Annotated in this window: 27 protein-coding genes; 12 read left to right on the forward strand and 15 right to left on the reverse strand. The window is 70.7% G+C overall.

Annotation, left to right across the window (positions count from 1 at the left end):
* Position 1: 1 nt before the first annotated feature.
* From ACQUQD_RS13330 to ACQUQD_RS13345, 4 genes are all read left to right on the forward strand, one after another.
* Positions 2 to 772 carry an ABC transporter permease subunit gene (locus ACQUQD_RS13330; RefSeq protein WP_428952270.1) on the forward strand — a complete coding sequence of 257 codons (771 nt, stop codon included), beginning with the start codon at positions 2 to 4 and terminating at the stop codon, positions 770 to 772.
* Positions 773 to 799: 27 nt separating this feature from the next.
* Positions 800 to 1,549, forward strand: a complete 750-nt coding sequence (locus ACQUQD_RS13335) for a hypothetical protein (protein ID WP_428952271.1) — start codon at positions 800 to 802, stop codon at positions 1,547 to 1,549.
* A 114-nt stretch (positions 1,550 to 1,663) separates the two neighbouring features.
* Positions 1,664 to 2,791, forward strand: coding sequence for an ATP-binding cassette domain-containing protein (locus ACQUQD_RS13340; protein WP_428952272.1), 1,128 nt, complete (start codon positions 1,664 to 1,666; stop codon positions 2,789 to 2,791).
* The gene (locus ACQUQD_RS13345; RefSeq protein ID WP_428952273.1) at positions 2,788 to 3,654 is read left to right on the forward strand and encodes an ABC transporter permease; all 867 of its coding nucleotides are present in this window, start codon (positions 2,788 to 2,790) and stop codon (positions 3,652 to 3,654) included. Before ACQUQD_RS13340 ends, ACQUQD_RS13345 begins: the two co-directional genes overlap by 4 nt.
* A gap of 14 nt (positions 3,655 to 3,668) precedes the next feature.
* Here the strand turns inward: ACQUQD_RS13345 and ACQUQD_RS13350 are convergent, their stop codons facing one another.
* Positions 3,669 to 3,998 (reverse strand): ATP/GTP-binding protein, encoded by a 330-nt coding sequence (locus ACQUQD_RS13350; RefSeq protein ID WP_428952274.1) that lies wholly within the window; start codon positions 3,996 to 3,998, stop codon positions 3,669 to 3,671.
* Between the two features lie 213 nt (positions 3,999 to 4,211).
* On the opposite strand from ACQUQD_RS13350, the gene ACQUQD_RS13355 reads away from it, so the two are divergent.
* Positions 4,212 to 5,246, forward strand: coding sequence for an LLM class flavin-dependent oxidoreductase (locus ACQUQD_RS13355; RefSeq protein WP_428952275.1), 1,035 nt, complete (start codon positions 4,212 to 4,214; stop codon positions 5,244 to 5,246).
* Positions 5,247 to 5,347: 101 nt separating this feature from the next.
* Here the strand turns inward: ACQUQD_RS13355 and ACQUQD_RS13360 are convergent, their stop codons facing one another.
* A complete protein-coding gene (locus ACQUQD_RS13360; protein WP_428952276.1) occupies positions 5,348 to 5,740 on the reverse strand; it encodes an SCO5389 family protein in 393 nt (130 codons plus the stop codon).
* Between the two features lie 241 nt (positions 5,741 to 5,981).
* On the opposite strand from ACQUQD_RS13360, the gene nucS reads away from it, so the two are divergent.
* Positions 5,982 to 6,653, forward strand: coding sequence for an endonuclease NucS (nucS, locus tag ACQUQD_RS13365; protein ID WP_399066320.1), 672 nt, complete (start codon positions 5,982 to 5,984; stop codon positions 6,651 to 6,653).
* A 60-nt stretch (positions 6,654 to 6,713) separates the two neighbouring features.
* Here the strand turns inward: nucS and ACQUQD_RS13370 are convergent, their stop codons facing one another.
* From ACQUQD_RS13370 to ACQUQD_RS13385, 4 genes are all read right to left on the reverse strand, one after another.
* The gene (locus ACQUQD_RS13370) at positions 6,714 to 9,251 is read right to left on the reverse strand and encodes an ATP-binding protein (protein ID WP_428952277.1); all 2,538 of its coding nucleotides are present in this window, start codon (positions 9,249 to 9,251) and stop codon (positions 6,714 to 6,716) included.
* 251 nt (positions 9,252 to 9,502) lie between these two features.
* Positions 9,503 to 9,826, reverse strand: coding sequence for an STAS domain-containing protein (locus ACQUQD_RS13375; RefSeq protein ID WP_428952278.1), 324 nt, complete (start codon positions 9,824 to 9,826; stop codon positions 9,503 to 9,505).
* Positions 9,827 to 9,997: 171 nt separating this feature from the next.
* The gene (locus ACQUQD_RS13380; RefSeq protein ID WP_428952279.1) at positions 9,998 to 10,849 is read right to left on the reverse strand and encodes a 3-hydroxyacyl-CoA dehydrogenase family protein; all 852 of its coding nucleotides are present in this window, start codon (positions 10,847 to 10,849) and stop codon (positions 9,998 to 10,000) included.
* Positions 10,850 to 11,008: 159 nt separating this feature from the next.
* Positions 11,009 to 11,647, reverse strand: a complete 639-nt coding sequence (locus ACQUQD_RS13385) for a TetR/AcrR family transcriptional regulator (RefSeq protein WP_428952280.1) — start codon at positions 11,645 to 11,647, stop codon at positions 11,009 to 11,011.
* A gap of 82 nt (positions 11,648 to 11,729) precedes the next feature.
* On the opposite strand from ACQUQD_RS13385, the gene ACQUQD_RS13390 reads away from it, so the two are divergent.
* From ACQUQD_RS13390 to ACQUQD_RS13400, 3 genes are read left to right on the forward strand one after another with little or no spacing between them, the layout of a single operon-like run.
* Positions 11,730 to 12,512, forward strand: a complete 783-nt coding sequence (locus ACQUQD_RS13390; RefSeq protein ID WP_428952281.1) for an ABC transporter ATP-binding protein — start codon at positions 11,730 to 11,732, stop codon at positions 12,510 to 12,512.
* 5 nt (positions 12,513 to 12,517) lie between these two features.
* The gene (locus ACQUQD_RS13395; RefSeq protein ID WP_428952282.1) at positions 12,518 to 13,291 is read left to right on the forward strand and encodes an ABC transporter permease; all 774 of its coding nucleotides are present in this window, start codon (positions 12,518 to 12,520) and stop codon (positions 13,289 to 13,291) included.
* A 13-nt stretch (positions 13,292 to 13,304) separates the two neighbouring features.
* Positions 13,305 to 13,877: a cob(I)yrinic acid a,c-diamide adenosyltransferase gene (locus ACQUQD_RS13400; RefSeq protein WP_428952283.1), complete on the forward strand. Its 573-nt coding sequence runs from the start codon at positions 13,305 to 13,307 to the stop codon at positions 13,875 to 13,877.
* Here the strand turns inward: ACQUQD_RS13400 and ACQUQD_RS13405 are convergent.
* On the reverse strand, positions 13,874 to 14,425 hold the full coding sequence (locus tag ACQUQD_RS13405; protein WP_428952284.1) for a hypothetical protein: 552 nt from the start codon (positions 14,423 to 14,425) through the stop codon (positions 13,874 to 13,876). The two genes, ACQUQD_RS13400 and ACQUQD_RS13405, sit on opposite strands and share 4 nt — an antisense overlap.
* Before the next feature lie 163 nt (positions 14,426 to 14,588).
* Here ACQUQD_RS13405 and ACQUQD_RS13410 point away from each other — a divergent pair, with 163 nt between their 5' ends.
* From ACQUQD_RS13410 to ACQUQD_RS13420, 3 genes are all read left to right on the forward strand, one after another.
* Positions 14,589 to 15,776, forward strand: coding sequence for a sensor histidine kinase (locus ACQUQD_RS13410; RefSeq protein WP_428952285.1), 1,188 nt, complete (start codon positions 14,589 to 14,591; stop codon positions 15,774 to 15,776).
* Positions 15,773 to 16,447 carry a response regulator gene (locus tag ACQUQD_RS13415; RefSeq protein WP_428952286.1) on the forward strand — a complete coding sequence of 225 codons (675 nt, stop codon included), beginning with the start codon at positions 15,773 to 15,775 and terminating at the stop codon, positions 16,445 to 16,447. The genes ACQUQD_RS13410 and ACQUQD_RS13415 overlap by 4 nt, the downstream gene beginning before the upstream one ends.
* Before the next feature lie 142 nt (positions 16,448 to 16,589).
* A complete protein-coding gene (locus ACQUQD_RS13420) occupies positions 16,590 to 18,449 on the forward strand; it encodes a glycosyl hydrolase family 18 protein (protein ID WP_428952287.1) in 1,860 nt (619 codons plus the stop codon).
* 85 nt (positions 18,450 to 18,534) lie between these two features.
* On the opposite strand, the gene ACQUQD_RS13425 is transcribed toward ACQUQD_RS13420, so the two are convergent.
* The 8 genes from ACQUQD_RS13425 to atpE all read right to left on the reverse strand — a co-directional run bounded on the left by ACQUQD_RS13425 (position 18,535) and on the right by atpE (position 25,348).
* Positions 18,535 to 18,990: a DUF2550 domain-containing protein gene (locus ACQUQD_RS13425; protein WP_428952288.1), complete on the reverse strand. Its 456-nt coding sequence runs from the start codon at positions 18,988 to 18,990 to the stop codon at positions 18,535 to 18,537.
* 149 nt (positions 18,991 to 19,139) lie between these two features.
* Complete coding sequence (locus tag ACQUQD_RS13430; protein ID WP_428952289.1) at positions 19,140 to 19,514, reverse strand: F0F1 ATP synthase subunit epsilon; 375 nt, start codon at positions 19,512 to 19,514, stop codon at positions 19,140 to 19,142.
* 114 nt (positions 19,515 to 19,628) lie between these two features.
* Positions 19,629 to 21,065: a F0F1 ATP synthase subunit beta gene (gene atpD, locus ACQUQD_RS13435; protein ID WP_428952290.1), complete on the reverse strand. Its 1,437-nt coding sequence runs from the start codon at positions 21,063 to 21,065 to the stop codon at positions 19,629 to 19,631.
* Positions 21,065 to 21,985: a F0F1 ATP synthase subunit gamma gene (locus tag ACQUQD_RS13440; RefSeq protein WP_428952291.1), complete on the reverse strand. Its 921-nt coding sequence runs from the start codon at positions 21,983 to 21,985 to the stop codon at positions 21,065 to 21,067. The genes atpD and ACQUQD_RS13440 overlap by 1 nt, the downstream gene beginning before the upstream one ends.
* 21 nt (positions 21,986 to 22,006) lie before the next feature.
* Positions 22,007 to 23,602 carry a F0F1 ATP synthase subunit alpha gene (atpA, locus tag ACQUQD_RS13445; RefSeq protein ID WP_428952292.1) on the reverse strand — a complete coding sequence of 532 codons (1,596 nt, stop codon included), beginning with the start codon at positions 23,600 to 23,602 and terminating at the stop codon, positions 22,007 to 22,009.
* 114 nt (positions 23,603 to 23,716) lie between these two features.
* Complete coding sequence (locus ACQUQD_RS13450) at positions 23,717 to 24,538, reverse strand: F0F1 ATP synthase subunit delta (RefSeq protein ID WP_428952293.1); 822 nt, start codon at positions 24,536 to 24,538, stop codon at positions 23,717 to 23,719.
* The gene (locus ACQUQD_RS13455; RefSeq protein WP_428952294.1) at positions 24,535 to 25,080 is read right to left on the reverse strand and encodes a F0F1 ATP synthase subunit B; all 546 of its coding nucleotides are present in this window, start codon (positions 25,078 to 25,080) and stop codon (positions 24,535 to 24,537) included. The genes ACQUQD_RS13450 and ACQUQD_RS13455 overlap by 4 nt, the downstream gene beginning before the upstream one ends.
* 43 nt (positions 25,081 to 25,123) lie before the next feature.
* Positions 25,124 to 25,348: an ATP synthase F0 subunit C gene (gene atpE / locus ACQUQD_RS13460; protein ID WP_018521144.1), complete on the reverse strand. Its 225-nt coding sequence runs from the start codon at positions 25,346 to 25,348 to the stop codon at positions 25,124 to 25,126.
* Positions 25,349 to 25,360 lie beyond the last annotated feature (12 nt).

Here is a 25,360-nt window from a genome sequence, read left to right on the forward strand (position 1 = left end):
GATGGCCGCGGCCCAGGTCCTCCGGTCCGAGTGGACGAAGATCAAGTCGGTGAACTCGACGGCCCTCACGCTCAGTCTGGCCGTCATCGTCTCCGTCGGGCTCGGCATGCTGATCAGCGCGCTGTCGAAGAACGAGTTCAAGAACCTGTCCGCCGAGGACAAGCTGACCTTCGACCCGACCGTCATCGCCTTCTCCGGGCTCACCCTCGGCCAGCTGGCGCTGGTCGTCTTCGGCGTCCTGGTGGTGGCGAGCGAGTACAGCACGGGCATGATCCGCACATCGCTGGCCGCGGTCCCGCAGCGCGGCACGTTCCTCTTCTCCAAGGTCGCGGTCGCGGCGCTGCTCGCGCTCGGCGTCTCGCTGGTCACCAGCTTCGCGGCGTTCTTCCTCGGCCAGGCGATGCTCGGGGACCACAGCACGGACCTGGGCTCGCCGAACGTGCTGCGCGCGGTCCTCGGCGCGGCCGTCTACATGACGCTGATGGCGATGTTCTCCATGGGCGTCGCGTCGATCCTCCGCTCCCCCATGCTCGCGCTCGGCATCCTCATGCCGTTCCTCTTCCTGGTCTCCCCCATCCTCGGCAACGTGTCGGCGACGAAGAAGGTGGCCCAGTACTTCCCCGACCAGGCGGGCCTGAAGATCATGCAGGTGGTGACACCGCCGAACGACGACGCCCCGTACGGGCCGTGGGGCGGCCTGGCGATCCTGCTGGTGTGGGTGGCCGCGGCGCTGTTCGTCGGGTACGTGCTGCTGAAGAAGCGGGATGCGTAGCGCTCCCCGGGTCTAACCTGCCGCTCTATGGCGCTCACCGACCCCTGCCGCACCCTCGCGTCCCTCGGCTACGACACCGTCCCCGCCCTGGCCCCGCTCAGCTACCCGGGCCGGCCGGTCCCCGCCCCGTCCCTGCTGCTCGGCGACGAACTGCTCGATCTGGACGTACGGGATCCGGACCCGGCCCGCTGGACGGTCGCGGGGCGCGGTCCCCTCGACGACGTGCTCGCCGGCACCGGCCTGCCGGGCACCTCCGCCCGCACGCCCGTCCTGGCCGTCGGCTCCAACGCCTCCCCGGCGCAGGTCGCGTACAAGCTCGGCCGGCTGGGCCCGCCCGTGGCCGTCCCGATGGTCCCGCTGCGCGTCCGCGGCGTCGGCATCGGTTGCTCCGCCCACATCGGGCGGAACGGGTACGTGGCGGCGGCCCCGTACGTCGCGCCCGGCGAGGAGCGCACACTCGTCGTCTCCTGGCTCGACGCGGCCCAGCTGGCGGCGGTCGACGCGACCGAGCTGCCGAACTACCGCAGGACGCCGCTCGCGGACGCCCCGCTGCCCGGGATCCAGCTCTACGTGAGCGAGCACGGCGTGCTGCACGACCCGGGCACGGGCGCCCCGCGGCCCGGCGGCGGCGACCAGGCGGAGCTGCTGAGCACCCTCATGGCCGGTTCCGCGGCGCTGCGGGCGCTGCTCGGGCCGACCCCGGCCGACTGGGTGCGCCGGGCGGCCGCCTCCGCCGACGTACGGGAACGGGGCACACGGCTGCTCCAGGCCCACTGAACCCTTTACCCACTCTTGGCCGGAACCGTCAGCGCCCGGATATCCTCCTAACCCTTACGGGGGCGTGTGCCCCGACGTCCTGAACCTTTCAGAAACTTCCGATGGGTGCGGAGAATGATCGAGGCAGTCGGCCTGACGAAGCGCTACGGCGCGAAGACGGCCGTGTACAACCTTTCCTTCCAGGTACGGCCAGGAACCGTCACCGGCTTCCTCGGACCGAACGGTTCTGGCAAGTCGACGACGATGCGCATGATCCTCGGCCTCGACCGGCCGACCACCGGTCATGTGACCATCGGCGGCTACGCGTACAAGCAGCTGCCGAACGCGCCGCGCCAGGTCGGGGCGCTGCTCGACGCCAAGGCGATGCACGGCGGCCGGGCCGCCCGCAACCACCTGCTGTGCCTGGCGCAGCTGGCCGGCATCCCGGCCCGCCGCGTCGACGAGGTGCTCGGCGTCGTGGGCCTCCAGGACGTCGCCAAGAGACGTTCCAACGGCTTCTCGCTCGGCATGGGCCAGCGGCTCGGCATCGCCGCCGCGCTCCTCGGCGACCCGCAGGTGCTGCTCTTCGACGAGCCGGTCAACGGCCTGGACCCCGAGGGCATCCTCTGGGTCAGGAACCTGATGAAGTCGCTCGCCGCCGAGGGGCGCACGGTCTTCGTCTCCTCGCACCTCATGAGCGAGATGGCGCTCACCGCCGAGCACCTGATCGTCATCGGCCGCGGCCAGCTGCTCGCCGACATGAGCGTCAAGGACTTCATCGCCCACAACTCGGCGGGGTTCGCGCGCGTGCGCACCCCGGACACCGAGCCGCAGCTCCGCGAGAAGCTGAGCGCGGCGCTGACCGAGGCCGGCGGCCAGGTGCTGCCCGAGCAGGACGGCGCGCTGCGCGTGACCGGACTGGCGCTGCCGCGGATCAGCGACCTGGCGCACGACGCCGACGTGCGGCTGTGGGAGCTGTCGCCGCACCAGGCGTCGCTGGAGGAGGCGTACATGCGGATGACGCAGGGCGCCGTCGACTACCGCTCGACCACGGACCAGCGGGCGGGCCTGCAGCAGCCGCTGCCGCCGGGCGTGCTGGCGCCGCAGCAGTTGCCGGTGGCCGGGCAGGGCCAGCCGGGCTGGTACGCCCCGCCGCCGCCCCAGGCGCAGCCCCAGCAGGTTCCGGCCGAGAACCCGTACGCGGCCTCTCCCGCGCCTCAGCCGCCCGCCGCCGCCCCGACCATGGACAAGGACGCCCGATGAGCACGCCGCCCCCGCCCTACGCCGCCCCGCAGCAGCCTCCGGCGACGCCCGGCTGGCAGGCGGCCGGCTCGTACGCCTCGCCGATCCCCGTGCGCCGCGCGCACCTCGGCGACGCGCTCGCCTCGGAGTGGACGAAGATCCGCTCGGTGCGCTCCACGATGTGGACGCTCGGCGTGATGATCCTGCTGATGGTCGGCATCGGTCTGGCCTCGGCGGCCGTCGTCGCCGCGGCCGACACCGCGCAGCCCCGCCCGGAGGAGGTGCTCAGCTTCGGCTTCTTCGGCGTGCTCCTCGGCACGATCTGTGTGATGACCCTGGGCGTCCTGACCATCGCGTCGGAGTACGGCACGGGCATGATCCGTACGACGATGACCGCCTGCTCCAGCCGCAGCCGGGTGCTCGCCGCCAAGGCCATCGTCTTCTTCGCTCTGGTCTTCGTGCTGACCACCGTGCTCGCGGCGCTCGTCGCCGCGCTCCAGGTGGGCATCCTGGGCGTGGACTCGCCGAGCGGCTCGCAGTGGTTCAAGGCGACCGTCGGCGTCGGCCTGTTCGTGGCGCTGCTGGGGCTGCTGGGGCTCGCCGTGGGCACGCTGGTGCGGCACTCGGCGGGCGCCATCACGATCATGATCGGTGTCGTGCTGCTGCCGCTGGTGCTCGCGATGTTCATGTTCTCGGACTCGCTCAAGGACCTGCAGCAGGCCCTGTTCGAGTACTCGATCCCGAGCCAGCTCGCCGTGCTCTACGACAACTCGGTGGCCGGCGGCTCGGGCCCGTCCGGCTGGGACCCGCTGTGGATCATGGCCGGGCTCGTCGTCGTGGCGCTGGGCGGCGCGTTCCTCTCGCTCAACAACCGCGACGTGTAAGGCGGTTGCGCGCTTCAGTAGCGCGGCGCGTTCCGGGACCGCTGCACCTTCGTGGTGCGGCGGTCCTTCGCGTTCCAGCACGCCTTGTGCCAGTGGCGCCGGTCGTCCACTCCCCCGTACTGCGGCCACGCCACGACGTGTGCGACCCCGGAGGCGATCTCCTGGTCGCAGCCCGGGCAGCGGTACGTCTTGCCGGCCGCGCTCGCGCCCGCCACGTGGCGCACGCACCACTCCTCGCCCTGCCAGTGCTCGGTGGACTGGAACCCGCCGTAGCGCCTCCCCTCGTCCTCGCTGCTGCCGGCGGACGATCCGCCGGCCTTGGGGCGGTTGCGACGCGGGGACACGGCTCACCTCTTGGGGGTGTGTACGCGGTAGGGGGGCATGTCCAGCCTACGCCGAGGTCACCGGGGCACCGGCCCGCCGCCTCCTGCGCACCCGCACCGAGGTTCTGCGGAAAATCTGCCAATCTTCATGCCAGGCCGTGTCTTTGGCACTTGCCAGCCGTTAATGCCTTCAGGGGGAGTGCCTGCGTCGGCACCAAGGAAGGCAGGAGTGCGATGCGCGTAGGAACGTTTGTACTGGCAGCCCAGTTCCCGGGGCAGGGGCAGGGGGAGGCGCTGCACCGGGCAGTGCGTTCGGCCGAGGTCGCCGAGGAGGCCGGCCTGGACTCGGCATGGCTCGCCGAGCATCACTTCGTGCCGTACGGGACCTGCCCGTCGGCGATCACGCTGGCCGCGCTGCTGCTCGGCCGCACCCGCACGCTGCGGGTCGGCACGGCGGTGAGCGTCCTGCCGACGGCCCATCCGGTCGCCCTGGGCGAGCAGGCGGCCCTGCTGCACCTGACCTCCGGCGGGCGGTTCTCGCTGGGCGTGGGCCGCGGTGGGCCCTGGGTCGACCTGGAGGTCTTCGGCGCGGGCATCGAGGCGTACGAGCAGGGGTTCCCGGACTCCCTGGACCTGCTGCTGCGCTGGCTGCGCGACGCCCGGGTGGCGAGCGAGGGAGAGCGGTTCGCCTTCCGGGAGGTGCCCGTCGTCCCGCGCCCCGCGGAGGCGATCGGCGAGACGGATCCGGCGGGGCCCGAGGTCGTCGTCGCCTGTACGTCGCCGAAGAGCGTGCGGCTCGCCGCGGAGCGGGGTCTGCCGATGCTACTGGGCATGCACATCGGCGACCAGGAGAAGGCCGAGATGGTCGCTCTGTGGCGGCGCTGCGCGCGCGAGGCCGGCCGCTCGTCCGAGGAGATACTCGGGGCGCCCCATGTCTCCGCCGGTGTCGCCCAGATCGGCGACCGCCACGCGGAGGCCGCAGAGGCGCTGCTGAAGGCCATGCCGGGCTGGCTGAAGCAGGGCCTGGACGCCCATGTGACGGTGGACGGACGCGCGCGGGCGATGCGGGACCCTCTCGCGTACACGGAGCTGCTGTGTTCCCTGCACCCGGTCGGCACCCCGCAGTTGTGCGCGGACCGGCTCGCCGCCACGTCCGAGCGGACGGGCATCACACGCTTCGCGCTTCTCGTCGAGGGCTCCGGGGACCTCGCGACGACGGAGGAGAACGTGCGGCGGCTCGGTGCCGAGGTGCTTCCTCAACTCGGCTGATCTCAACTCGGCTGATCCAGAAGGGTCCTGACCCGCGATGCCTGTCGTCCCGTACAGATGCACCTCCCGCGTACGGGACGGCAGGCATTCCGGTTCAGCCGTCAGCAGTCACGGAATTCCGGCGACTGGTTGAGCAGCTGGTTGCGGACCGAGGTGAAGCGGGCCAGCGTGTCGTCCACCGACGGGTCCTGCGGGAACACCGCGACCCGGTGGCAGTTCTGGAACGCCAGGCGCACACCGAAGTGCCTCTGCAGCGCGCCACGTATCGCGTCGCTCGCGAGCGCACGCAGCAGTTGCCCACGTGCCTGCTCGTCCGGCGGCGGCGTCTGGTTGTCGGCGAACTCTCCGCCGTCGACCTTCAGCTGGGCCACCAGGGAGCTGATCATCTCCCACGCGTAGGGCAGGGAGGTCCGGACGCAGTCGACGAATTCCGCTTCGTCAACCTCGCCTCGCTCGGCCTGTTCCAACAGTGCCGGTGAGACGTCGAGCGACATGGGTTCTCCTCTCGCACCCCCGCGGAGCGGGGGTTGACGGACAGGCCAGGAGCCCACGGGCGTACCACCCTCCGAACACGCAGCGTGCACGCGCCGCGACCTCCTGCATCTACGGTATGCAACGCGACGGGGCGGCAACAGGGCGTGGAGCGCCTCGTTCGCACACAACCGGCCAATAACGAACGCACGTCTATTGGGGCGAATCGCGTGGACCAGTGAGCGTCGAGTAGCGTTGCCGACCATGCGTCTTGTCATCGCCCGCTGCTCCGTGGATTACGCGGGCCGGCTCACCGCCCATCTCCCGTCGGCCCCCCGCCTGATCCTCGTGAAGGCGGACGGCAGCGTCTCCATCCACGCGGACGACCGGGCCTACAAGCCCCTCAACTGGATGTCGCCTCCGTGCACCTTGAAGGAGGGGACCGGGGACGAGGCCGGCACCTGGACCGTCATCAACAAGGCGGGCGAGAAGCTCATCATCACGATGGAGGAGATCCTCCACGACTCCTCGCACGAGCTCGGTGTCGATCCGGGCCTCATCAAGGACGGCGTGGAAGCGCACCTTCAGGAGCTGCTCGCCGACCGCATCGACACGCTCGGCGAGGGCTACACGCTGATCCGCCGCGAGTACATGACGGCGATCGGCCCGGTCGACATCCTCTGCCGGGACGCCGAGGGGCAGACCGTCGCGGTCGAGATCAAGCGGCGCGGCGAGATCGACGGCGTGGAGCAACTCACGCGCTACCTGGAGCTGTTGAACCGCGACCCGCATCTGGCCCCGGTCCGCGGTGTCTTCGCCGCGCAGGAGATCAAGCCGCAGGCCCGCGTGCTCGCCACGGACCGCGGCATCGGCTGCGCCGTCCTGGACTACAACGCCCTGCGGGGCATCGAGGACGACAAGCTCCGGCTGTTCTGACAGCACGCGAACGCCGGAGGGGCTGGACAGACGTCCAGCCCCTCCGGCGTTCGCACGCGGTCACATGACCGACGTGGCCCCGCTCGCGCTCGGCGAGTCCGCCGCGCTGCTGCTCACCGGCGCGCTGCTGACCGGGCTGCTGGCGGAGTCGGACGTGTCCGGCGACGATTCCGGCGGCGACGGCGGCTCGGAGGTCTCCGGCGGTTCGGAGGTCTCCGGCGGCTCGGACGACGTCGGCGGCTTGCTCGTCGGCGGCTTCGAGGTCGGCGGCTTGCTGGTCGGCGGCTTCGAGGGCGACTTGGTGGGCGACTTCGTCGGGTCGTCCGGCTTCTTGGAGCCGGTCGGGTCGTCCGACGGCGTGCCGCTGGCGCTCGTGGACGGCGTCGGGTCGTCGGCCGTGCCCGGGATCCCGTCCTCGCCGGGATCGCTCGGCTCGGCCCCCGCGTCGTCGGAGCCGCCGCTGTCGCCGCCGCCCTGATCGGCCTTGTCGGCGCCCAGGTCGCCGCCGTTCTCCCCCGCCGTCGCCGACGGGTTGGTGTTGACCTGGTCGGACGGCGGCTCGTCGTTGCTGGACGTGGCGCCGAGCGTCACGACCGTGCCGAGCACGGCGGCGAGCAGGGCGCCGGCACCGGCCGCGACCAGATTGCGCCGGGTGCCGCTGACGATCGACTTCCGCGTGGGCACCTTGCCGCCGACGATCGTCGGCGCGGTGACGGGGGCCTGCCGGGTCACCAGCGGGTCCGGGGCGGGCGGCGGTTCGGGCAGGGCGTACGCGGCCGGGACGCCGCCGGGCGGCGACGCCGACTCCTCGTACATGGCGTCCGGGACTTCCTCACCGGCGGGCGTGCGCCCGCCGGGCAGCGCGCCGCCCGAGCGGTCCGCGACGAGCGCGAGAGCCCGGCGCCCGGCGATGGTGCCCCGCTTGTCGGCGAGGGCGCCGCGCAGGGCGATGGAGGCCTCCAGTTCGGCGCGGGCCCGGTCGAGGTTCCCGCCGAGCAGCGCGAGGATGCCCAACTCGTGGTGGAAATAGGCCTCTTCGGGCACCTCGCCGGCGAGCCGGGCCGCCTCCTGGCCGGAGCGCAGGGCGCGCTCCCACGCGCCCCAGGAGAGCCCCGCGGCGAACGCGGGCGCGGCCGCGCGGGCCAGCTCCACGGAGGCGCTGGTCTCGCCTTCGACGGGCGGTGTGGTCGACGGGACGAGGCCGGTGAGCGCGGCGAGCACCGCGTCGGCCTCGGCGGCGACCCGCTCGGGTCCGACGGACGGGTGTCCGGCCCACCAGGCGTAGTGCCGGGCGGCGGTGGCCGTGCGCTCGACGATGCCGTCGCCGTACCCGGCGGCTTCCAGCTGGGTCGCCACGCCGGACGCGAGGCGGTAGCGGCCGCCGACCGCGGTGACGAGCGCGCAGGAGACGAGCTCGGAGAGCGCCGCGTCGGCGTGCGTGTCGCCGACGAGCGCGGGCAGGTGCGCCTGGTGCGGGATCTCGCCGCCGAGCGCGACGGCGAACCGCAGGGTGGCGCGGGCCGACTCGCTCAGCCGGGCGGCGAGCAGCGCGGCGGGCGCGGCCCCGTCGGCGAGCGAGGGCAGCGGTACGTCGTGGCCGTCGTCGGCGTCGAAGGGCGCGTCGACCGGCGCGGCATCGGGTCCTTCGTAGTAGCCGAACGCGTCGAAGGCGGTGGGGTCGGCGCGGAGCAGGTCGCGCTGCCGCAGCAGGGCTCCGGCCTGCGCGAACCGCAGCGGCAGTCCCTCGGACTCGAACCAGAGGTCGCCGGCCCACTGCGCCTCGTCGTCGGTGAGGACGCGGCCGACGGCCCGCTCCAGGAGCTCCAGGCTGCTGCCGCGGCCGAGCCCGGCGAGGAAGACCTCCTCGACGTGGGAGTCGGCGGACGGCGCGGCGACATCGGGCGTCGCCGACAGCAGGAAGGCGCACTCGGGTGTCGCTTCGAGCAGTTCGTCGAGCGCGGCGCCGCCGAACTCCAGGTCGTCGAGGACGACGACGGCGCCGATCTCGTGGACGAGTTCGAGCAGCAGGGCGCGGTCGGGGCGGTGCAGCGGCGCGTTGTAGACGGCGCCGAACAGGTCGTACAGGAGGTCGTCGGCCGAGCGCCGGTGTCCGGACAGGCGGACGACGCCGTCCGGCGCGATGTCGAGGCAGTCCTCGGCGATCTGGTCGAGCAGGGCGGTGCGCCCGGAGCCGGACGGTCCGGTGAGCCGTACGGACCGGCCGCGCGCGAGGAGCCGGACGAGGCGCTCGCGCTCCTCCTGTCGCTCCAGGAGCGGCAGCCGGGGCAGTGCGGGGCCGGGCGGCAGCGGCGGTCGCGCGGCGCGCGCGAGCTCGATGCGCTCGGTGGCGTCGTACTTGACGGGCCTGCCGGGGCGCTCGCCCGGCGGGCAGGGTTCGATCTCGCTGCCGTCGACAGGGTTGACGGTCAGGAGGTAGTCGCCGGAGACGAGCTGCACGGTGCGTGCGAGCGCGGGCGACGGCTGTCCGAAATCGGGCGTGAGCGGGTCACGCGGCGGGCGCTGGCGGCCACCGCTTCCGGACACGTCGTCGCGCCGTTCCTGGCTGAAATCTTCCGGTCCCCGGTTCATCGGGTCCATGGTCAAAGCCCCCCAAAAGCGTGGTGTGCCCCTTGCCCCTCCCGGCCTGTGCACACTGCGCTGTCGCTTCTGGTCCGGTCCCCGCGCGGCGGGTTCGTGATGATTCCGCGGGCGAGCGAACCCTAGACCTTCGCACAGTATCTACGAACACGCGGGGTACCGCGCGGTCCGAGACGTCACAGTCTCGTGAGGATTGTGGTCGCTTCCGACAGGAAGGAAGCATTCATCCCCGCGGCCCGTGCGCGTGTGCTTCAGACGCGCGGCAGCGACTCGACGCCGATGCCGCCCTCGATGGCCAGGATGCGGTGCAGCCGGGTCGCGACGAGCAGGCGCTGCATCTGGGGCGGCACCCCGCGCAGCACGAGCCGGCGTCCGCAGCGGCCCGCGCGCCGGTGGGCGCCCATGATGACGCCGAGTCCGGTCGCGTCCCACGAGTCGAGTTCGGACAGGTCGAGCACCAGGTCACCGTGTCCGTCGTCGACGGCGGTGTGCAGGACCGTACGGGCGTCCGCCGCGCTGCGGACGTCGAGGCGGCCCCCGACGACCAGCTCGACGTGGTCGCCCCTGATGTGCATATGCGCTCCCCGTGAAAGCAGAAGTACTCGGGTACTCAGGTGGTCATGTGATCCGGGTGATCTGTGTATGTCACTGGAACTGACTGGCTCGGAGGGCCAGAAGTTGCCGTCTGTAAGCGAACCGATACCGAATTCACCCTCAGGGGTGACACGGTGTCAGCCTTGCTTGTCTCAGGCGTGCTTGTAGAAGCCCTGCCCGCTCTTGCGTCCGATGTCACCGGCGTCAACCATCCGGCGCATCAGCTCGGGCGGCGCGAACTTCTCGTCCTGGGACTCGGTGTAGATGTTGCCGGTCGCGTGCAGCAGGATGTCGACGCCCGTGAGGTCGGCGGTGGCCAGCGGCCCCATGGCGTGCCCGAAGCCCAGCTTGCAGGCGACATCGATGTCCTCGGCGGTCGCGACGCCCGACTCGTACAGCTTCGCGGCCTCGACGACGAGGGCGGAGATGAGCCGGGTGGTCACGAAGCCGGCCACGTCGCGGTTGACGACGATGCAGGTCTTGCCGACGGACTCGGCGAACTCCCGCGCGGTGGCGAGGGTTTCGTCGCTCGTCTTGTAGCCGCGCACCAGCTCGCAGAGCTGCATCATCGGCACGGGCGAGAAGAAGTGCGCCCCGACGACGCGCTCGGGGTGTTCGGTGACCGCCGCGATCTTGGTGATCGGAATGGCCGAGGTGTTCGAGGCGAGCACGGTGTCGGCGCGCACGATCTTGTCGAGCGCCCGGAAGATCTCGTGCTTGACCTCGAGCTTCTCGAAGACGGCCTCGACGACGATGTCGGCGTCGGCGGCCGCGTCGAGATCGGTGGTCGTGGTGATGCGCGCGAGCGCGGCCTCGGCGTCATCGGCGGCCAGCCTGCCCTTGGCCACGAACTTGTCGTACGACGCCTTGATGCCATCGGTGCCGCGGGTGAGGGCCTCGTCGGTGACGTCGCGCAGGACGACGTCCCAGCCCGCCTGGGCGGAGACCTGGGCGATGCCGGATCCCATGAGACCGGCTCCGATGACGGCAAGCTTCCCTGCCACGTGCGACTCCCCTAACCGCGTACCCGCATACCGCTCGACCACTGTTCACATTGCTCTTTCGCGGACCTTAGCGTCCGTGAGGGGCCGTGTGACCGCTTAGAGATGCGCGTCACGTCTCGAATGACGGACATCACACCGGTGCGCGGCACACGGCGGGCATCAGGCGTCGCGCACGGCGTAGTTGAGCACCTTTTCGCTCAGGAGTTCCTCGATGTCGTCGAGGACGTCGAGCATGTGCCGGGAGACCGCGGCCGGTGTGCCGCCCGCGAGCATGCGCCGCCCGATGGCCGCCATGACGGTCTGGTGCACCCAGCCGATCTGACCGGCGATCAGGTCGGGCAGCGGGTCGTCGGCGTCGGCGCCGGTCTCCTGGCGCAGTGTCTCGGTCAGGTTGTCGTGGACCTCCTGCTGGATGGCCCACAGCCGGGAGCGCAGCGCCGGGGCGGCGTGCACGACGCGCATGAATGCGCTGTAGCCGTCCATCAGGCCGACGCGCGGCGAGACCGCCTCGATCTCCTCGCGCAGTTCGCGCAGGACGGCGGCGGCCGCGGACTCGCCCGGGGCGCGGCCGCGCACCCAGCGGGACATCCGGTCGACGACCCCCCTGGAGCGGTCGAGGAACAGGTCCTCCTTGGCCGGGAAGTAGTTGTAGACGGTGTTCACGGAGACGTTCGCGGCGTCCGCGATCTCCGCGACGGTCACCGCGTCGAAGCCTCGTTCCAGGAAGAGCCCGGTCGCGACGTCCGAGATGTACTGCCTGGTCTGGCGCTTCTTCCGCTCCCTGAGCCCCTCTGCCATGGGCCTGATCCTAGCCGTTCCTGGCCTCCCTTAAATTTTGGGGACATTGCAAAATTTCACTGACTCTGTTTTTCTGGCCCGCATGGCAGTCATCAGTGCGTCCGGCCTCGCCCGGACCTTCCAGACGAAACGGGGCCCGGTCGACGCCGTGCGCGGCATCGACCTGCGCGTCGAACCCGGCGAGATCCTCGGCTTCCTCGGCCCGAACGGGGCGGGCAAGACGACGACCCTGCGGATGCTCACGACCCTGCTGCCGCCGACCGGTGGCGCGGCCACCGTCGCCGGCTGCGACCTGGCGACCGATCCGGCGGGGGTGCGGCGCGCGGTCGGTTACGTCGCCCAGTCCGGCGGGGTGGACCCGGCCGTCTCCGTACGCGAGGAGCTGGTGACCCAGGGCCGGCTGTACCGCCTCACGAAGCGTCAGGCGGTGGCGCGCGCGGACGAACTGGCGGACGCGCTGGGCCTCGCCGAGCTGATGGACCGCAAGGCCGCCGCGCTCTCCGGCGGTCAGCGGCGCCGCCTCGACATCGCGCTGGGGCTCGCGCACCGGCCGGCGGTCCTCTTCCTCGACGAGCCGACGACCGGGCTCGACCCGGGCAGCCGCAGCGACCTGTGGGACCTGGTGCGCCGGCTGCGCGCCGAGTTCGGCACGACGGTGTTCCTCACCACGCACTACCTCGACGAGGCCGACGCGCTCGCGGACCGGATCGTCGTGGTCGACCGGGGCGTGGTGGCGGCGCAGGGCACGCCCAGCGCGCTGAAACTGGCGCACGGCGGGTCGGTCGACGCGACGCTCCAGGACACCTTCCTGGCGATCACCGGGCGGGGTCCGGCGCCGGTGGACACGACCCCGGTGGCGGTGTGAGCCGGATGAAGAGCCTCGCCCACCTCGCCGACCTCGTCTCGGACACCCGGCTGATCTTCGGGCGGTACGCCCGGCAGACGCTCTCCTCCCGGTTCCAGATGCTCTTCGGCATCCTGATGCCGCTGCTGTACCTGCTGTTCTTCGGGCCGCTGCTGACCGATCTGCCGTTGAGCGACACGGGCAGCTCCTGGCAGGTCCTGGTGCCGGGGCTGCTGCTGCAACTCGGCCTGTTCGGGGCCGCTTTCTGCGGTTTCGGGATCATCCTGGAGAAGCACCACGGCGTCGTGGAGCGGATGCGGGTGACGCCGGTCAGCCGGCTCGCGCTGCTGCTCGGCCGGGTGCTGCGGGACACCGTGCTGTTCCTTTTCCAGGCGGTGCTGCTGGTGCTCGCCGCGCTGGTGATGGGGCTGCGGGCGCCGCTCGCCGGTGTCCTGATCGGCTTCGCGTTCGTGGCGCTCCTGACGGTCGCGCTGGCGTCGCTGTCGTACGCGCTCGCCATGAAGGTCGCCACACCGCAGGAGTTCGGGCCCGTCATCAACGCGGTCACCATGCCGTCGATGCTGCTGTCGGGCCTGATGCTGCCGATGGCGCTCGCGCCGGGGTGGCTGGACGCGGTCTCGCACGTGATGCCGGTCCGGTACCTGGTCGACGCGATGCGGGACGCGTACGTCGGCCGGTACGCGACGGCGCACATGCTGTACGGCGCGCTGGTCGCGGCCGCCTTCGCCGGACTCGCCGTGACAGTGGGCACACGTGTCTTCCGCCGGGCAGGAGCATAACTACGCTGGCCGCATGGTCAATCTGACGCGCATCTACACCCGTACCGGAGACAAGGGCACCACCGCCCTCGGCGACATGAGCCGCACCGCCAAGACCGATCTGCGGATCTCGGCGTACGCCGACGCCAACGAGGCGAACGCCGTCATCGGCACCGCCGTCGCGCTCGGCGGCCTCGACGAGGAGGTCGTCAAGGTCCTCACCCGCGTCCAGAACGACCTCTTCGACGTCGGCGCCGACCTGTCGACGCCGGTCGTGGAGAACCCCGAGTACCCGCCGCTGCGCGTCGAGCAGTTCTACGTCGACAAGCTGGAGGCGGACTGCGACCGCTTCAACGCGGAGCTGGAGAAGCTGCGCTCGTTCATCCTCCCGGGCGGCACGGCCGGAGCGGCGCTGCTGCATCAGGCGTGCACCGTGGTGCGGCGGGCGGAGCGCTCGACGTGGGCGGCGCTCGAGGTGCACGGCGAGACGATGAACCCGCTGACGGCGACGTATCTCAACCGCCTCTCCGACCTCCTGTTCATCCTGGCGCGGACGGCCAACAAGGAGGTCGGGGACGTGCTGTGGGTGCCGGGCGGTGAGCGCTAGCCCCTGGTGTGCGTCACGGACGGCGCCTTCTTCGGGAACACCGTGTAGCTCAGCGCGATGATCACGTTGATCGCGATCAGGAACAGCATGCGCTGCTGCCACTGCTCCAGGGAGCCGGTGTCGCCGTCCCCGCCGACGTACCAGACGGCGCCCTGGAGCAGGCCGATCGCGATGAGGGCGGCCAGGATCCAGCGCGCGGCGATCTTCCACTCGTGGATCGCGCGCGGTACCCCGTACTTGGGGGTCGACGGGGGCGGGCCGCCCGCGAAGCGGTGGGCGACGCGGACGTCGACCCACGTGACCGTGTAGTGGCCGAGGGCGACCGAGTAGCCGATGTAGACGGCGGCCAGGCCGTGCTTCCAGTCGGGCTCGGCGCCGTTCTTGAGGTCGATGACCGTGACGACGAAGAGCAGCGCCTCCAGGAGCGGCTCGCACAGCAGCACCGCGGCGCCCGCTCGCGGCATCCTCGCCCAGTAGCGCAGGGCGAGGCCGGCGGCCAGCAGTACCCAGAAGCCGACCTCGCAGATGATGATCAGCGTGACGATCACGGTGGACTCCTCTCGCTCCTGCCCTCCAGCCTCGCCGCCGCACGTCGCGTGATCGTCGTCGTCAGTGACGAAGTGCGACTGCATCCTTCGATGTAGCGGCCGCCCGCCGGGCTTCGTCCCGCGGCACCATGCCCGGCCCGCGCCGTGCGTGTTGGATGGGGGCATGCACCTGCCGCTCCCCCGCCCGCACCGCGACGACGTCCGTATCGCCGCGGTGGGTCTGCTGGGCGGCCTCGCACTGTGGGGCATCGGGCTCGGCATGAACCAGGGACGGCTGCTCGACGGGGCCTGGCTGCTCGTCCCGCTCGTCGCGATGTCCGCCCTGGAGCTGCTGCGCCGCACCCGGCCGCGGTTCGCGGCGCTGGCCGGAACCCTGGTGGTGGTCGCCGACCAGTTCACCCAGGGCAGCCTGGCGACGGTGCTGATGTTCACGGACCTGATGTACGCGGCCGTGCTGTACGGGACCCCGGCCGCGGCCCGCCGCATCCCGGTGACCACCGGGCTGATCACGGTCGCCGTCACGCTCGGCTTCCTGGCGTGGTGGCGGCAGCCGGAGGCGGTCCTCGTCGGCGTCGCGACCGGGCTCGTCTCGTTCGGGCCCGCCGCGACGGGCGTCCTGGTCCGCAACCACCGGGACCGGGCCGCGGAGGAACGCCTGCGGGCCGAACAGACCGCGCTGCTCGCGGAGATGGACCGGGCGCAGGCGGTGACGGCGGAGCGTGCCCGGATGGCCCGCGAGCTGCACGACATGGTGGCCAACCATCTGTCGGCGATCGCCATCCACTCCACGGCCGCGCTCTCCATCGACGAGCCGGCCACCACCCGCACCGCCCTGGAGACGATCCGCGAGAACAGCGTCGACGGACTCGCCGAGATGCGCCGACTGATCGGCATCCTGCGGGACTCCAGCGGCGACACCGAGCCGGCCGCCGCGCCCACCCTGGACGGACTGGGCGCGCTGGTGGAGCAGTCCCGGGCGAACGGTCTCGACGTCGGTCTCACCCTGACCGGCGCCACCGGGAACCTGCCCGCGCCGGTCGGGCTCGCCGCCTACCGCATCGTCCAGGAGTCCCTGACGAACGCCCTCAAGCACGCCGCGCCGGGCCGTGTCACGGTCACGGTCCATCGGTCGGGCGAGCGGATCGAGGTGTGCGTGAGAAGTCCGTACGGGGACCGGGACGGCCCGCGCGCGCCCGGCTCGGGTGCCGGGCTCGTCGGCATGCGCGAGCGCACGGCGCTGCTCGGCGGCACGTTCGAGGCCGGTCCGGAGGCCGACCCGGGCGGCAAGATCTGGCGGGTGCGGGCCGCCCTGCCCCTGGAAACCCCCTCGTCCGAAGGAGACCCCGCGTGATCCGTGTGCTCGTCGCCGAGGACCAGTCCGCCGTGCGCGCCGGGCTCGTGCTCATCCTGAACAGCGCGCCCGACATCGAGGTCGTCGGCGAGGCCGAGGACGGCGAGCAGGCGGTGGCCCGGGCCCGGGAACTGCGGCCGGATCTGGTCCTCATGGACGTACAGATGCCGCGCCTCGACGGTGTTTCGGCCACGCGCACGGTGGTCGGCGAGGGCCTCGCCGACGTCCTCGTCCTGACCACCTTCGACCTCGACGCGTACGTCTTCGGGGCGCTGCGCGCCGGGGCCTGCGGGTTCCTTCTCAAGAACACCGACGCGAAGGACCTGATCGAGGGCGTGCGGACGGTCGCGCGCGGCGAGGGGCTGATCGCGCCGGCCGTGACGCGCCGCCTGATCGCCGAGTTCGCGGCCGGTGCGGCGCGCCGCGATGCGGCCGCCGCTCCACCTCAGTTGGCGACCTTGACCCGTCGCGAGCGGGAAGTGCTCGGCTGTCTCGGCGAGGGCCTGTCCAACGCCGGGATCGCCGCCCGGCTCGACATGGCCGAGGCCACGGTGAAGACCCACGTCAGCCGGCTGCTCGGCAAGCTGGAGCTGCGCAGCCGGGTGCAAGCGGCGGTACTGGCACAGGAGTTGGACATCCAGGCTCCTCCGGAGGTTGGCCGAAACCCGTAATTGGTTTAGACCTTGACCGTTGGTCCAGACCTTTCTATTCTCACCGCACTGCGGTGAGCACACCCCCCACTCCGGTGCTCACGGGCGTCGCAGGGTTCGTTGCCGTCCCCGTATGAACCCAGGACCACCCGAGGAGCACTCGATGCGCTCAAGTGACGTACCCCGACCCAGACTCCGGCACAGAACCACCGCGGCACTGACCACGCTGCTGCTGCCCGCGGCCGCCCTGGTCGGCCTCGCCACCCCGTCCCACGCCGCCGCCGAGGCCACCGCGGTCACGGCGACGTACGCCAAGACCCAGGACTGGGGCACCGGCTTCGAGGGCAAGTGGACGATCAAGAACTCCGGTACCACGAGCGTCAGTTCGTGGACCGTCGAGTGGGACTACCCCTCCGGTACCAAGGTGACCTCCGCCTGGGACGCCACCGTCACCAACTCCGCGAACCACTGGACCGGCAAGAACCTCTCCTGGAACGGGACGCTCGCCCCCGGCGCCTCGGTCTCCTTCGGCTTCAACGGCTCCGGTTCCGGCGCCCCCACCGGCTGCAAGATCAACGGCGCCTCCTGTGACGGCGGCGACGTGCCCGGCGACGCGGCCCCCTCCGCCCCCGGCACCCCGACCGCCTCCGCCGTCACCGACACCTCGGTGAAGCTCTCCTGGTCGGCGGCGACCGACGACAAGGGCGTCAAGAACTACGACGTGCTGCGCGACGGCGCCAAGGTCGCGACGGTGACGGGGACGTCGTACTCCGACAGCGGCCTGACCGCCGGCACCGACTACTCGTACACGGTCCAGGCGCGCGACACCGCCGACCAGACGGGCCCGGTCTCCGGCGCGGTGAAGGTCCACACCACTGGCGGCGGCGGCACCGACCCGGGCAACGGCGGCGGCAAGGTCAAGCTGGGCTACTTCACGGACTGGGGCGTCTACGGCCGCCAGTACTACCCGAAGAACCTGGAGACCTCCGGCTCGGCCGCGAAGATCACGCACATCAACTACGCCTTCGGCAACGTCCAGGGCGGCAAGTGCACCATGGGCGACTCCTACGCCGACACGGACATGGCCTACACGGCCGCCAACTCCGTCTCCGGCCAGGCCGACACCTGGGACCAGCCGCTGCGCGGCGCCTTCAACCAGCTGCGCCAGCTGAAGGCCAAGCACCCGAACCTCAAGATCCTCTGGTCGTTCGGCGGCTGGACCTGGTCCGGCGGCTTCGGTGAGGCCGCGAAGAACCCGGCCGCCTTCGCCGAGTCCTGCTACAACCTGGTCGAGGACCCGCGCTGGGCCGATGTCTTCGACGGCATCGACATCGACTGGGAGTACCCGAACGCCTGCGGCCTGACCTGCGACACGTCCGGTCCCGCCGCGCTGAAGGGCCTCACCTCGGCGCTGCGTGCCAAGTTCGGCTCCAACAACCTGGTCACCGCCGCGATCACGGCCGACGGCTCCGCGGGCGGCAAGATCGAGAAGACCGACTACGCGGGCGCTGCCCAGTCCCTCGACTGGTACAACGTCATGACCTACGACTTCTTCGGCGCGTGGGCGGCCCAGGGCCCGACGGCCCCGCACTCCCCGCTCACCTCGTACACCGGCATCCCGCAGCAGGGCTTCACCTCGGCGGACGCCATCGCCAAGCTGAAGGCCCAGGGCGTCCCGGCGGCCAAGCTGCTGCTCGGCATCGGCTTCTACGGCCGCGGCTGGACCGGCGTCACGCAGAAGGAGCCGGGCGGCACCGCGACGGGCCCGGCGGCCGGCACCTACGAGCAGGGCATCGAGGACTACAAGGTCCTCAAGACGAAGTGCCCGGCGAACGGCACGGTGGCCGGTACGGCGTACGCGTACTGCGGCTCGGACTGGTGGTCGTACGACACCCCCGCGACGATCAACTCCAAGATGAGCTGGGCCAAGTCGCAGAACCTGGGCGGCGCCTTCTTCTGGGAGTTCTCCGGCGACACGTCGAACGGTGAGCTGGTCAGCGCGATCGACTCCGGCCTGAAGTAGCCCCCGGAGCACCCGAAAAGACCGAAGCCGGGCTGGTGGGAACGCCCCCCACCAGCCCGGCTTCTTCCATGTCCGGGGCCGGCCGCTACGCCACGTTCACCCGCTGGCCGGGCGGCGCCGCCTCCAGCCAGGCGAGGAATCCGGTCAGGGCGTCCTCGGTCATCGCCAGTTCGAGGCGCGTGCCCCGGTGCGTACAGGCGAGGACGATGGCGTCGGACAGCAGCGCCAGCTCCTCCTCACCCTCCGGAGCCCGGCGCCCCGTGACCTCGATGGCCGCCCGCTCCAGGATCCGCTTCGGCCGCGGCGCGTACGAGAAGACGCGGAACCACTCGATGCGGTCACCGTTGTAGCGGGCGATGCCGTAGCCCCAGCCCTTGCCGGAGGTGTCCGCAGCATCGGGGGCCGGCGCGTCCCACCGCAGCGAGCAGTCGAAGGTGCCGCCCGAGCGCTGGATCAGCCGGCGCCGCAGCCCGAAGACAAAGAGCCCCAGCAATACGAGTACGACGACCGCGACTACGCACAGCACGAGAACGAGGACCATCTGCACCGACCTCCTCGCTTCTCGACAGATCCAAACGCCAGATAACGGAACAGCAAAAACAGTTATAGATCGCCTCAGCCGCGACCCGGTCCGGAGAGGTCTTCTCCGGCCTGGGCCGCGGCTGAGTCGCGTCTACGGGCTCGCTGGGATCAGCGGGCCGCCACCGCACGCAGTCGGACGTCGGCACGACGCTCGGCGGACGCGTCCGCGTCCGACTTCGCGCGCTCCAGCGCCCGCTCCGCCCGCTGGACATCGATCTCGTCCGACAGCTCGACGATCTCGGCCAGCAGCGACAGCTTGTTGTCCGCGAACGAGATGAAACCGCCGTGGACAGCCGCCACGACCGTTCCACCGTCGCTCGTACGGATCGTCACCGGGCCCGACTCCAGCACACCGAGCAGCGGCTGGTGACCGGGCATGACGCCGATGTCGCCGGACGTGGTGCGCGCGACGACCAGGGTGGCCTCGCCGGACCAGACACTGCGGTCCGCGGCGACGAGCTCGACGTGCAGCTCAGCAGCCAAGGTGGGCTCCTCGGGTCACCACCCGGCGGCCCTCGCTGCCGGGTGTTGGGTCAAAGTCTAGTGGGCGTTGCGGGAGGGCCGGGACACACCCGGCCCTCCCTGCGAGCACAGGGCTCAGGAGACGCCGAGCTCCTTGGCGTTGGCCTTGAGGTCCTCAATGCCACCGCACATGAAGAACGCCTGCTCCGGGAAGTGGTCGTACTCACCGTCGATGATCGCGTTGAAGGCCGCGATCGACTCGTCCAGCGGGACGTCCGACCCGTCGACGCCGGTGAACTGCTTGGCGACGTGGGTGTTCTGGGACAGGAAGCGCTCCACGCGACGGGCGCGGTGGACAGTGAGCTTGTCCTCCTCGCCGAGCTCGTCGATACCGAGGATCGCGATGATGTCCTGGAGGTCCTTGTACTTCTGCAGAACCGTCTTGACGCGCATGGCGGCGTCGTAGTGGTCCTGCGCGATGTAGCGCGGGTCCAGGATGCGGGACGTGGAGTCCAGCGGGTCCACGGCCGGGTAGATGCCCTTCTCGGAGATCGGACGGGAGAGAACCGTCGTCGCGTCGAGGTGGGCGAAGGTCGTCGCCGGGGCCGGGTCGGTCAGGTCGTCCGCGGGCACGTAAATGGCCTGCATGGACGTGATCGAGTGACCACGGGTCGACGTGATGCGCTCCTGGAGGAGACCCATCTCGTCGGCCAGGTTCGGCTGGTAACCCACGGCCGAGGGCATGCGACCCAGCAGGGTCGAGACCTCGGAACCGGCCTGCGTGAAGCGGAAGATGTTGTCGATGAAGAACAGCACGTCCTGCTTCTGCACATCGCGGAAGTACTCCGCCATGGTCAGACCGGCGAGGGCGACACGCAGACGCGTGCCCGGCGGCTCGTCCATCTGACCGAAGACCAGCGCGGTCTTGTCGATGACGCCCGACTCGCTCATCTCGTCGATGAGGTCATTGCCCTCACGGGTGCGCTCGCCGACACCGGCGAACACGGAGACACCGTCGTGGTTGTTGGCGACGCGGTAGATCATCTCCTGGATGAGCACCGTCTTGCCGACGCCGGCACCACCGAACAGACCGATCTTTCCACCCTTGACGTACGGGGTGAGAAGGTCGATGACCTTGACGCCGGTCTCGAACATCTCGGTCTTCGACTCGAGCTCGTCGAAGTTCGGCGCCTTGCGGTGGATGGACCAGCGCTCGCCGTCGTACTGCTCGTCGACGTTCAGCACCTCACCGAGGGTGTTGAACACCTTGCCCTTGGTGAAGTCACCGACGGGAACGGAGATGCCCGTGCCGGTGTCGGTGACCGCGGCCTGGCGGACCAGACCGTCGGTGGGCTGCATCGAGATCGCGCGGACCAGGCCGTCACCGAGGTGCTGGGCGACCTCGAGCGTCAGGGTCTTCTTCTCGCCGTCCTTGGCCGGGTCGGCCACCTCGACGTGAAGGGCGTTGTAGATGTCCGGCATCGCGTCGACGGGGAACTCCACGTCGACGACCGGGCCGATGACCCGGGCGACGCGGCCCGTGGCAGCGGCCGTCTCAACAGTGGTCGTCATTACTTGTCACTCCCCGCGGTCGCGTCGGCCAGAGCGGCAGCGCCGCCGACGATCTCGCTGATTTCGTTGGTGATCTCCGCCTGGCGGGCCGCGGAGGCCAGCCGGGAAAGCGTGTTGATGAGGTCGCCCGCGTTGTCGGTCGCCGACTTCATCGCGCGGCGCGTGGCGGCGTGCTTGGAGGCAGCCGACTGGAGCAGCGCGTTGTAGATACGGCTCTCGACGTACCGGGGCAGGAGGGCGTCCAGGACGTCCTCCGCCGACGGCTCGAAGTCGTAGAGCGGAAGGATCTCGTCGCCCTGGGACGACGCCTCCTCCGCCACGTCCTCGATGCTGAGCGGCAGCAGTCGGCTGTCGACGGCCGTCTGCGTCATCATCGAGACGAACTCGGTGTAGACGATGTGGAGTTCATCCACGCCGCCGTCGGCCGTGTCCTTCTCGATGGCCTCGATCAGCGGGCCCGCGACCGTCTTGGCGTCCGCGTACGTCGGCTCGTCCGTGAAGCCCGCCCACTGCTCCGCGATCTTGCGCTCGCGGAAGTTGTAGTGGGCGACACCGCGACGGCCGACGATGTACGTGTCGACCTGCTTGCCCTCGGCCTGGAGCCGCTCGGTGAGCTGCTCCGCGGCCTTGATCGCGTTCGAGTTGAAGGCGCCGGCCAGACCGCGGTCGCTCGTGAGGAGCAGAACCGCGGAACGGGTCGCCGTCTCGGCCTCGGTCGTCAGCGGGTGCTTGGTGTTCGACCCCGTACCCACCGCCGTGACCGCGCGCGTGAGCTCGGTCGCGTACGGCGTGGAGGCCGCCACCTTGCGCTGCGCCTTGACGACGCGCGAGGCGGCGATCATCTCCATCGCCTTGGTGATCTTCTTGGTCGCGGTGACGGATCGGATGCGACGCTTGTAGACCCGGAGCTGGGCTCCCATGAGTCAGGTCCCTTCCTTACGTCACTTGGAGACGTTGACGGCCGGAGCGTCCTCGCCGAGAAGCTTGCCGTCCGAGGTCTCGAACTGCTTCTTGAACTCGGCGATGGCATCGGCGACAGCGGTGAGCGTGTCGTCCGACATCTTGCCGCCCTCCTTGATGGAGGTCATCAGGCCCTGCTCCTTGCGGTGCAGGTGGTCGAGCAGCTCGCGCTCGAAGCGGCGGATGTCGGCGACCGGCACGTCGTCCATCTTGCCGGTGGTGCCGGCCCAGACGGAGACGACCTGGTCCTCGGTCGGCATCGGCTGGTACTGCGACTGCTTCAGCAGCTCGACCATGCGCTGACCGCGGTCCAGCTGCGCCTTCGACGCGGCGTCCAGGTCGGAACCGAAGGCGGCGAACGCCTCCAGCTCACGGAACTGGGCCAGGTCGACGCGGAGTCGGCCGGAGACCTGCTTCATGGCCTTGTGCTGGGCGGAGCCACCGACGCGGGAGACCGAGATACCGACGTTCAGGGCCGGACGCTGACCGGCGTTGAACAGGTCGGACTCCAGGAAGCACTGGCCGTCGGTGATGGAGATGACGTTGGTCGGAATGAACGCGGACACGTCATTCGCCTTGGTCTCCACGATCGGCAGACCGGTCATCGAGCCCGCGCCCATGTCGTCCGAGAGCTTCGCGCAGCGCTCGAGCAGACGGGAGTGCAGGTAGAAGACGTCACCCGGGTAGGCCTCGCGCCCCGGCGGGCGGCGGAGCAGCAGGGACACGGCGCGGTAGGCGTCGGCCTGCTTCGAGAGGTCGTCGAAGATGATGAGGACGTGCTTGCCCTCGTACATCCACTGCTGGCCGATGGCCGAGCCGGTGTACGGCGCCAGGTACTTGAAGCCGGCCGGGTCGGACGCCGGGGCGGCGACGATGGTCGTGTACTCCAGCGCGCCGGCCTCTTCGAGGGCACCACGCACGGAGGCGATGGTCGAACCCTTCTGACCGATGGCGACGTAGATGCAGCGGACCTGCTTGTTCACGTCACCGGAGCGCCAGTTGTCGCGCTGGTTGATGATCGTGTCGACGGCCAGGGCGGTCTTGCCGGTCTGGCGGTCACCGATGATCAGCTGACGCTGACCACGGCCGACGGGGGTCATCGCGTCGACGGCCTTGTAGCCGGTCTCCATCGGCTCGTGCACCGACTTGCGCTGCATGACCGTGGGGGCCTGCAGCTCGAGGGCGCGGCGGCCGGTGGTCTCGATCTCGCCGAGGCCGTCGATCGGGTTGCCGAGCGGGTCGACGACGCGACCCAGGTAGCCCTCGCCGACACCGACGGACAGGACCTCACCGGTACGCGTGACCGGCTGGCCCTCCTCGATGCCGCTGAACTCACCGAGGACGATGGCGCCGATCTCGCGCTCTTCCAGGTTGAGCGCGAGGCCGAGGGTGCCGTCCTCGAACTTCAGCAGTTCGTTGGCCATGGCCGAGGGGAGACCCTCGACCTTCGCGATGCCGTCGCCGGCAAGGGTGACCGTACCGACCTCCTCGCGCGAGGCCGCGTCCGGCTTGTACGCCTGGACAAAGTTCTCCAGCGCGTCCCGGATCTCCTCCGGCCGGATCGTGAGCTCCGCCATCTGGGTTCCCTGCTCTCCTTGTTGGGCCCGAAGTGTTCTTGGGGGGTCTGGGGTCAGCCCCCAGGAATCCTCTGCACGGCCCAACTAGGGCCGTATTTGGTACGTGGTGAGGTGTCAGCCGGCCATACGGCGGCTGGCGGCCTCGATGCGGTCCGCGATGGAGCCGTTGATGACCTCGTCGCCCACCTGCACCTTGATCCCGCCGAGGACCTCGGGGTCCACGTCCAGGTTCAGGTGCATCTGGCGGCCGTAGAGCTTCGCCAGGGACTGGCCCAGGCGCTGCTTCTGCTGGTCGCTCAGCGGGACCGCCGTGGTGACGACCGCCACCATGCGCTCCCGGCGCTCGGCGGCGAGCTTGGAGAGGGACTCGAGTCCCGCTTCCAGGCTACGTCCCCGGGGCGCGGTCACAAGACGCTCGACGAGCCGCTCGGTGGTGGGCCGGGCCCGGCCGCCGAGGAGCTCCTTGACCAGGGTGCCGCGGGCCGAGCCCGAGGCGGTGCGGTCGGTGAGCGCGGAGCGCAGTGCGGCGTTGCCGCCGACGATCCGGTTGAACCGGAACAGCTCGTCCTCGACGTCGTCGAGTTCGCCGCTGTTCTGCGCCGCGGTCAGGTCCGCGGTGTTGGTCAGCTCCTCGAGGGAGTCGACCAGGTCACGCGAGGCGGACCACCGGGAGCGGACCAGACCGGCCACCAGGTCGACGGCTTCGCCGCTGACCTGACCGCCGAGCAGACGGCCCGCAAGCTCGGCCTTGGCGTCACCGGCCTGCGCCGGGTCGGTCAGGACCCGACGCAGCGAGACCTCGCGGTCGAGCAGCGCGGTGACCGCGGCCAGGTCGCCGGCGAGCGCCTTGGCGTCGACCGACGTGGAGTCGGTCAGCGCGTCCAGGCGCTCACGCGCGGCGGCGAGGGCCTCGCGGCTCGCTCCGTGGGCGGTCATCGAGCGGCCTCTGCCTTCTCCTCGAGGTCATCGAGGAAGCGGTCGATCGTGCGCGACTGCCGGGCGTGGTCCTCGAGGGACTCGCCGACCAGCTTGCCGGCCAGGTCGGTGGCCAGCTGGCCCACGTCCTGACGCAGCGCCTGAGCGGCGGCCTTGCGGTCGGCCTCGATCTGGGCGTGACCGGCGGCGATGATCTCCTCACGCTGCCGCTGGCCTTCCGCGCGCATCTCGGCGATGAGCGTGGCGCCCTGCTCCTGCGCCTCCTGGCGCAGCCGCGCGGCCTCGTGCCGAGCCTCGGCGAGCTGAGCCTTGTACTGCTCAAGAACGCTCTGCGCCTCGGTCTGAGCGGCCTCGGCCTTCTCGATACCGCCTTCGATGGCCTCGCGGCGCTCGTCCAGAACCTTGTTGATGTTCGGGAGGAGCTTCTTGGCGAGGAAGCCGAAGACGATGACAAAGGCGATCAGGCCGATGACGAGCTCGGGGATCGGCGGGATGAGCGGATTCTCCGCCTCTTCCGCTGCGAGCTGAACCAGGGGGTTCACATCAGTGCCTTTCGTCTAATGAGGCTGGTCGTCCGAACTCGTCCTAGTAGACGAACGGCATGACCAGACCGATGAGGGCGAGCGCCTCACAGAAGGCGAAGCCGAGGATCTGGTTGGCACGGATCAGGCCGGCGGCCTCGGGCTGACGGGCCAGGGCCTGGGTGCCGTTACCGAAGATGATGCCGACGCCGACGCCGGGGCCGATGGCGGCGAGACCGTAACCGACAGAGCCGAGGTCACCGGTGACAGCAGCGAGGGTCTGGGACATGCCAGTTCTTCC

It is taken from the genome of Streptomyces sp. cg35 (assembly GCF_050410835.1).
Lineage (GTDB): Bacteria > Actinomycetota > Actinomycetes > Streptomycetales > Streptomycetaceae > Streptomyces.

Excerpts from the sequence above, each read along its gene's own strand:
- ACQUQD_RS13330 (WP_428952270.1), top strand. The coding sequence starts at position 2 with ATGGCCGCGGCCCAGGTCCTCCGGTCCGAGTGGACGAAGATCAAGTCG.
- ACQUQD_RS13335 (WP_428952271.1), top strand. The coding sequence starts at position 800 with ATGGCGCTCACCGACCCCTGCCGCACCCTCGCGTCCCTCGGCTACGAC.
- ACQUQD_RS13340 (WP_428952272.1), top strand. The coding sequence starts at position 1,664 with ATGATCGAGGCAGTCGGCCTGACGAAGCGCTACGGCGCGAAGACGGCC.
- ACQUQD_RS13345 (WP_428952273.1), top strand. The coding sequence starts at position 2,788 with ATGAGCACGCCGCCCCCGCCCTACGCCGCCCCGCAGCAGCCTCCGGCG.
- ACQUQD_RS13355 (WP_428952275.1), top strand. The coding sequence starts at position 4,212 with ATGCGCGTAGGAACGTTTGTACTGGCAGCCCAGTTCCCGGGGCAGGGG.
- ACQUQD_RS13360 (WP_428952276.1), bottom strand. The coding sequence starts at position 5,740 with ATGTCGCTCGACGTCTCACCGGCACTGTTGGAACAGGCCGAGCGAGGC.
- nucS (WP_399066320.1), top strand. The coding sequence starts at position 5,982 with ATGCGTCTTGTCATCGCCCGCTGCTCCGTGGATTACGCGGGCCGGCTC.
- ACQUQD_RS13370 (WP_428952277.1), bottom strand. The coding sequence starts at position 9,251 with ATGGACCCGATGAACCGGGGACCGGAAGATTTCAGCCAGGAACGGCGC.
- ACQUQD_RS13375 (WP_428952278.1), bottom strand. The coding sequence starts at position 9,826 with ATGCACATCAGGGGCGACCACGTCGAGCTGGTCGTCGGGGGCCGCCTC.
- ACQUQD_RS13385 (WP_428952280.1), bottom strand. The coding sequence starts at position 11,647 with ATGGCAGAGGGGCTCAGGGAGCGGAAGAAGCGCCAGACCAGGCAGTAC.
- ACQUQD_RS13390 (WP_428952281.1), top strand. The coding sequence starts at position 11,730 with ATGGCAGTCATCAGTGCGTCCGGCCTCGCCCGGACCTTCCAGACGAAA.
- ACQUQD_RS13395 (WP_428952282.1), top strand. The coding sequence starts at position 12,518 with ATGAAGAGCCTCGCCCACCTCGCCGACCTCGTCTCGGACACCCGGCTG.
- ACQUQD_RS13400 (WP_428952283.1), top strand. The coding sequence starts at position 13,305 with ATGGTCAATCTGACGCGCATCTACACCCGTACCGGAGACAAGGGCACC.
- ACQUQD_RS13410 (WP_428952285.1), top strand. The coding sequence starts at position 14,589 with ATGCACCTGCCGCTCCCCCGCCCGCACCGCGACGACGTCCGTATCGCC.
- ACQUQD_RS13420 (WP_428952287.1), top strand. The coding sequence starts at position 16,590 with ATGCGCTCAAGTGACGTACCCCGACCCAGACTCCGGCACAGAACCACC.
- ACQUQD_RS13425 (WP_428952288.1), bottom strand. The coding sequence starts at position 18,990 with ATGGTCCTCGTTCTCGTGCTGTGCGTAGTCGCGGTCGTCGTACTCGTA.
- atpD (WP_428952290.1), bottom strand. The coding sequence starts at position 21,065 with ATGACGACCACTGTTGAGACGGCCGCTGCCACGGGCCGCGTCGCCCGG.
- ACQUQD_RS13440 (WP_428952291.1), bottom strand. The coding sequence starts at position 21,985 with ATGGGAGCCCAGCTCCGGGTCTACAAGCGTCGCATCCGATCCGTCACC.
- atpA (WP_428952292.1), bottom strand. The coding sequence starts at position 23,602 with ATGGCGGAGCTCACGATCCGGCCGGAGGAGATCCGGGACGCGCTGGAG.
- ACQUQD_RS13450 (WP_428952293.1), bottom strand. The coding sequence starts at position 24,538 with ATGACCGCCCACGGAGCGAGCCGCGAGGCCCTCGCCGCCGCGCGTGAG.
- atpE (WP_018521144.1), bottom strand. The coding sequence starts at position 25,348 with ATGTCCCAGACCCTCGCTGCTGTCACCGGTGACCTCGGCTCTGTCGGT.